This is a genomic window from Nostoc mirabile CHAB5784, assembly GCF_020829645.1.
Classification (GTDB): Bacteria; Cyanobacteriota; Cyanobacteriia; order Cyanobacteriales; family Nostocaceae; genus Nostoc; species Nostoc mirabile.
The window spans coordinates 1-5,890 of record NZ_JAIVFS010000215.1 but is presented as its reverse complement, the minus strand read 5'-3'; the positions used below and the strand labels follow the sequence as shown (position 1 = coordinate 5,890).

General features: G+C 46.4%; 7 protein-coding genes. 2 read left to right on the top strand and 5 right to left on the bottom strand.

All coding sequences use genetic code 11. The features are described from left to right. Positions 1–591 precede the first annotated feature (591 nt). Both LC653_RS44315 and LC653_RS44310 read right to left on the bottom strand, forming a co-directional pair. Positions 592–807: a hypothetical protein gene (locus LC653_RS44315; RefSeq protein ID WP_308189257.1), complete on the bottom strand. Its 216-nt coding sequence runs from the start codon at positions 805–807 to the stop codon at positions 592–594. 10 nt (positions 808–817) lie between these two features. Continuing rightward, positions 818–1,276, bottom strand: coding sequence for a hypothetical protein (locus LC653_RS44310; RefSeq protein ID WP_308189256.1), 459 nt, complete (start codon positions 1,274–1,276; stop codon positions 818–820). A 2-nt stretch (positions 1,277–1,278) separates the two neighbouring features. Here LC653_RS44310 and LC653_RS47110 point away from each other — a divergent pair, with 2 nt between their 5' ends. Beyond that, the gene (locus LC653_RS47110; RefSeq protein ID WP_308189255.1) at positions 1,279–1,509 is read left to right on the top strand and encodes a hypothetical protein; all 231 of its coding nucleotides are present in this window, start codon (positions 1,279–1,281) and stop codon (positions 1,507–1,509) included. A gap of 32 nt (positions 1,510–1,541) precedes the next feature. On the opposite strand, the gene LC653_RS44305 is transcribed toward LC653_RS47110, so the two are convergent. Together LC653_RS44305 and LC653_RS44300 are read right to left on the bottom strand one after the other, a co-directional pair. Beyond that, the gene (locus LC653_RS44305; protein ID WP_229501599.1) at positions 1,542–1,796 is read right to left on the bottom strand and encodes a hypothetical protein; all 255 of its coding nucleotides are present in this window, start codon (positions 1,794–1,796) and stop codon (positions 1,542–1,544) included. A 36-nt stretch (positions 1,797–1,832) separates the two neighbouring features. Continuing rightward, a complete protein-coding gene (locus tag LC653_RS44300; RefSeq protein ID WP_229501598.1) occupies positions 1,833–4,478 on the bottom strand; it encodes an MGH1-like glycoside hydrolase domain-containing protein in 2,646 nt (881 codons plus the stop codon). A gap of 53 nt (positions 4,479–4,531) precedes the next feature. Here LC653_RS44300 and LC653_RS44295 point away from each other — a divergent pair, with 53 nt between their 5' ends. Next, positions 4,532–4,975: a DUF29 domain-containing protein gene (locus LC653_RS44295; RefSeq protein ID WP_229501597.1), complete on the top strand. Its 444-nt coding sequence runs from the start codon at positions 4,532–4,534 to the stop codon at positions 4,973–4,975. Positions 4,976–5,076: 101 nt separating this feature from the next. Here the strand turns inward: LC653_RS44295 and LC653_RS44290 are convergent, their stop codons facing one another. Then, a complete protein-coding gene (locus LC653_RS44290; RefSeq protein ID WP_229501596.1) occupies positions 5,077–5,751 on the bottom strand; it encodes an NADPH-dependent F420 reductase in 675 nt (224 codons plus the stop codon). Positions 5,752–5,890 lie beyond the last annotated feature (139 nt).

The following is a 5,890-nucleotide window of genomic DNA, read 5'->3' as shown; positions in this document are numbered from 1 at the left end:
TGGTGCAGACTTGTCGTCGTCAAGGCAAGTCTATTATTGATTTTTTTGTACAAGCACTACTGGTTGATTCTAATAATTATCTGTCTCCCCCATCTCTACTTCCTAAATATTAGACCTGAATCCTTACCTTTGTGCTACTGACGACCAAGAGTCGTGGCTCATCTATTTGCGCTCCTTTTCGCTGACAGACGCTCTATCACTTGCTCAAAAACTAGTGCAAATAGATGAGCCGGCAAACTATTGAGTCTTTGAGACAACGCTTGTTTACTGACTTTCGTTGCTTCCACCCAGATTAATCCTTCTATTTCTAGCGATCGCAATACATCCGTAAGATGTTGTACTTGTCAATACACTATACTCAACACTATTGCTGCCATTACTGGCTTTCTTCAGTATTCGTGAACGCAAGCTCCGTTCAAAGTCTTTTACCCCTTTGAGGTTAGCTGTAGGTTCCTGGACTGATTAGTTCATATTGCGTGATTCTATCTCTTGACTGGCTGGGGCAGGTACGCTGACTCGATGGCGAAAATCTGGATTCCCTTGCTTTTTCCGTGGTTTACTCATGGCTTTTCAACACAGGGGTGTTGACTTTTACCATTGATTTGCCCACTCTTGACAGTCATCCATTTTTCTTAACTTGACACCAATGACGGTGTACCCATCCTCGACCAAACCCCCAAGCACCGATTCCCGATAGCACCGCATTTCAACATTGATGACAGAGCCACGTTTGCCCCACGTCTGTAAGGATTCGGGCTGAAAATTCTGGTCAACGTAGCTGTAATCGTCATTGTTTGCCGCCGACAACAGTGCAATGTTAGCCTGGGTCGCAACGTGTTGACTTCTCAACAAACCTCCTATAAATGTAGAGCCATTCTCCCCAATAACCACTTTTCCCTCTCAAATCTAGGTTATCTTTAGGTAGCAGAAGACAGATTTCTCCCAGGTGATAGGGATTGGGGACTTTGGTTCGCTCACGGATTCTGTTCACAACATCTTTAACGATTCTACCTGTTGGGACTTTACCCCCAGTTTCTTGCACTGCTGTTAGCCACACTTGTTGCTGTTGCTGAGGTTCAAGCTTAGTCATCGGTCGAACTTGTCCTTCTGCTACTGGTAAAATGTCCACAATTTGTGGACATTTTTGCAGGTTGTCCACAACGATAGCCGCATCAATTATTTGATAAGAGCGAGAACGGTTGTAACCAAACCTATCCTTACAATATTCCTCAAACGTTGAGTGTGTGGAGCGATACATGCGATCGCGCAGTTCCATAAGTGCCTTTCCCGCCTCAAAAACTGCTCTCTCGACTTTCCTCTCTAGGTGCAGGCGGTAAGCGTAGCCATGCCGTCAGGCTTATCGCTAATTTCCTGCTCGGTCAGTTCTGGAACTTCAACAGCAGTAACGATTATGAAGAATTATTAGACCGCCCTGTTGACGAACTGACCACCGAGGACTGGGAACAGTTACGGGAGTATGAGCCGCACTTGGAACTGGTAGCGGCGTAATCACACACCACGGCGCGATCGCATTTCTACAACTAGAGAGCGATCGCCCAACCCATCCTCACTAACACCAATTTATCTATGCAACCCACAATATCGATACCCAAGAACTGGGAGTATCCCCAACGAGATTGCGGTACATCCTGATTTTCAAGCGCTAGATTATCAGCCTGATTTAACAATTGGGGATGCCCAAACTGTAATTTCTTATTTGAAGCACGAGCTAGAGAGTAATCAAAAACCTGGTTGCACAGCCTACGCTCGTGGCAATTTTGTCCAGGTTTCCGCAAGGGCTAGACGATCGCGCTGTTCGTTTAATCGAGAAATCAACTTTCACCACACCGATGAATTAATTGTGCAATCACTCCTGTCCAGCCAGTTTGGTGGCTTGCTCCTAAGCCAGCGCCATTGTCGCCATGAAAGTACTCATTAAAGGTAAGCAAATTTCGCCAATGAGGATTTGTCTGAAAAACCTCGACGGCACCGTAGACGGGTCGATGCCCGTTGGCATCTTGTTGAAAAATGCGTCCAAGTCGTTCTGACAACTCGATCGCCACTTCCCTCAGCGTCATCCATTGTCCAGAATTAGTCGGGCATTCTACTTTGTAGTCATCTCCTAAGTATTGATGAAAGTAGTATAAGGCTTCGATCAGCAGATAATTCATCGGAAACCAAATCGGCCCACGCCAGTTAGAATTGCCACCAAATAAGTTGTTTGTGGATTCAGCCGGTTCGTAGTCCACCTGATACTCCCGATCGTTGACGTGGATGATGAAGGGATGAGCGGCATGAAATTTTGATACAGAGCGAATGCCATACGGACTTAAAAACTCGCCTTCATCTAACATCCGCTCTAAGATGCGCTTTAGCTTCTTGCCGTCTAAGATTGCCAGTAAACGGCGCTGGTGTTCGCCTGTGGTTTGCATACAGGCAATTCCTGTTGTCAGGTCTGGGCGATTTTCAATAAACCACTCGGTTCGCTTGCGGAATCCGCTAAGTTTTTCTAAAATTTCGGGTTCTAGGATTCCGATCGCAAACAAAGGCACTAAACCAACCATCGACCGCACTTTCATGGGACAATGATGTCCATCTGGGAAGTGCAGTGCATCGTAGAAGAACCCGTCCTCCTCATCCCAGAGGACAAGTTCATCCTTACCAATCCCATTCATGGCATCGGCAATTCGCAGAAAATGCTCGAAGAATTTACTGGCAATATCTTCGTAGATGGGTTCATCTATCGCCAGTTCTAGGGCAATTGTCAACATGTTCATGCAAAACATTGCCATCCAGCTTGTGCCGTCTGCCTGCTCTAAATCGCCACCTGTCGGTGAGGGGGCACTGCGATCGAACACGCCAATGTTGTCCATGCCCAAAAAGCCGCCCTGAAAAATATTTTTACCCTCGGCATCTTTGCGGTTAATCCACCAAGTAAAGTTGAGCAGCAGCTTTTGAAATACCCGTTCGAGAAATTCTTTGTCAGCGTGTCCGTAGAATTTCTGCTCAATTTGATAGACTTGCCACACTGCCCATGCATGTACGGGTGGATTGACATCGCTCAGTTCCCACTCGTAGGCGGGTAACTGTCCGTTAGGATGCATGTACCATTCCCGTGTCAGGCGTTGTAGTTGTCGCTTGGCAAAATCTGGGTCAATCATTGCCAAGGGAATCATGTGGAATGCCAAATCCCAAGCGGCAAACCAAGGATACTCCCAGGTATCGGGCATCGAGAGAACATCATCAACATACAGATGTACCCAATCTGTGTTGCGAACACTGCGACGCGAATCGGGGGGAGTCGGAGTAGTAGGGTCGCCTTTGAGCCAATCTTCGATTACATACAGATAAAACTGTTTACTCCACAGCATCCCAGCAAACGCCTGCCGCTGGATGATCCGCTCGTCGTCGGATAGTTGAAATGGCGTAATCCGCTGATAGAATTCGTCGGCTTCTTTGATGCGATCGCTTAAAATTTGCTCGAATTCATCGCCAAACGGATCGGCAATCCCAGACGAATCCGCCAGCCGCAAGCGTACTGTGTGCGTTGCACCGGGTGGAATCATCAATTTGTAGTCAGCAGCGAATTTCGTACCCATGCGGTTCGGATTCACTGCATCCGTGCGATCGCAGATTACATACTCATGAAAGCCATCTTTAACGTAAGGTGAGATATTGTCCACACCATACAGCCGCTGAAAATTCGTTTCATTTTCAGTAAACAAAAGTTCTGTTGCACCTTGACAGTAGAGCCAATAATTGCTCATGTCAGGATGGGACGCTTCAATGATGCTGAAATCTGCTTGAGATTTTAGCACCTTCAGCATCGGTTTTTTACTTTTTCCATCCCATGACCAAGTATTGCGAAACCAAAGCGACGGCAAAAGACGCAATGGCTTGGCCTGGGAACCGCGATTGGCGATCGTGATTTGAATTAATATATCTTCAGCAGAGGCTTTGGCGTACTCAACGAACACATCAAAGTAGCGGTCTTCGGCAAATACACCCGTGTCAATCAATTCAAATTCCGGTTCCTGCTTGCTGCGGCGACGGTTTTCTTCGACTAATTGAGTATAGGGAAATGCCTGCTGCGGATATTTGTACAAGAATTTCATGTATGCATGAGTTGGCGTATTGTCAAGAAAAAAGTAGTATTCTTTAACATCTTCGCCGTGATTGCCTTCGTTGCTCGTTAAGCCAAACATCCGCTCTTTGAGGATCGGGTCTTGCTCGTTCCATAGAGCGATCGCAAAACACAATCGCTGATGATTGTCAGAAATTCCGGCAATGCCATCTTCACCCCAACGGTAAGCACGCGATCTAGCATGGTCATGGGGGAAGTAGTCCCAAGCTGAACCATCGGGGCTGTAGTCTTCGCGCACTGTACCCCATTGCCGCTCACTCAAATACGATCCCCAGCGTCGCCAGTAAGCTTTGCGTTCTCGGTCTTCTTGTAATCGTTGTTCTTCAGCAGTCATAATTGAGGAGGTTTCTAATGTAAGGACTTTGTCGAAAAATGGCAGGCTTAGATATGAACCACCAAACGAATGCTACCTACGAAGGAGATTTTTATGCCTGGTTGTACAAAAGTGCTGAACTATTGCGACGAAGACAATTTTCAGAACTCGATCTAGAGCAGATTGCCGAGGAATTGGAAGGCATGGCGAGGAGTGATAAACGACAGTTGATCAATCGCTTTGCTGTGCTGCTGGCACACCTTTTGAAATGGCAGTATCAACCAGAAAAACGATCAAAAAGTTGGGAACGAACCATTCGGGAGCAGCGCAAACGCATTTCATTATTGTTAGAAGATAGCCCCAGCTTGAAGTCTGAAATTGAGCAGAAATTGGCGGATGCCTATGAAATTGCGGTGCTATCTGCGGCAAATGAAACCGGATTGGATGAAGACCGCTTTCCTGAAAGCTGCGAGTACACTTTAGATGAAGTGTTAGATGCAGGCTTTTACCCCGATTAGTAGCAGTGCGATGCCTACGGCGGGCTGCGCCTACGCGGTCTTGTTGCAACCGTTGTTCTTCTTGTCATATTTCTTCTAATTTAAGAGCTTTTTTAGTTGCTTCAGGCGTATCCTGGTTTACGTCCCCCCAAGCGTTGTTCCTTGGCTTCTGGAAGTTGATGAACTGAAATTGTTGCATAAGAGCCTAGTTTCCTACCACCAATCATAAATCGAATAAAGTCGCCTAAACCCTCAACCATGCGCGCACGATGCAATTCTCCACAATCGACAGGGTTAAAGCCGATATCTGTTATCAAAGCGATCACCGTCTGCTTTGCCTGCTCGTTATCGCTGCATACAAAGCACGAAACCTGATATTGCTTAAGTGGGTCTGGACTTAGTTCAAACACTTCTTGAGCAAAGGTGTTAAAGGCTTTGACTATGTGGGCATTGGGTACATCAGCGGCAAATTTTTCAGCAATTGATTCTGCAATTGGTTCAAAAGCAAAATCTTCAGGGATGGGTGAGTTATTACAATCAATCAGTACTTTGTTTGTTAGCACATCGGTTGCAGAAAAAACCTTAGAAGGTAGCTCCCGCACGCCATAAAAAATTACGTCTGCAAACGCCGCCGCTTCATCGTTTGTCCCGCCCTTGGCACCGTGTCCTGCAAGTTCTGCGTGAGCTTGTGCTTTCGCTGCCTCACGGGAACCAAAGAAAACCTCGTGTCCCCGTTGTGCCCAAAGAATTCCTACCGACCTGCCCATGTTGCCTGAGCCAATAATGCCAATTTTCATAGGATCGAGTTTCCTAACGCTCTTTTATTACTCTCATGAGAGTATAATTAATTACTAACAGTTTAACTTAGCAAGGGTATTTAATTGGGTTCAAGAACGGCTACCTCCACGATCACCGTGGTAGATCAGTACTGCGATG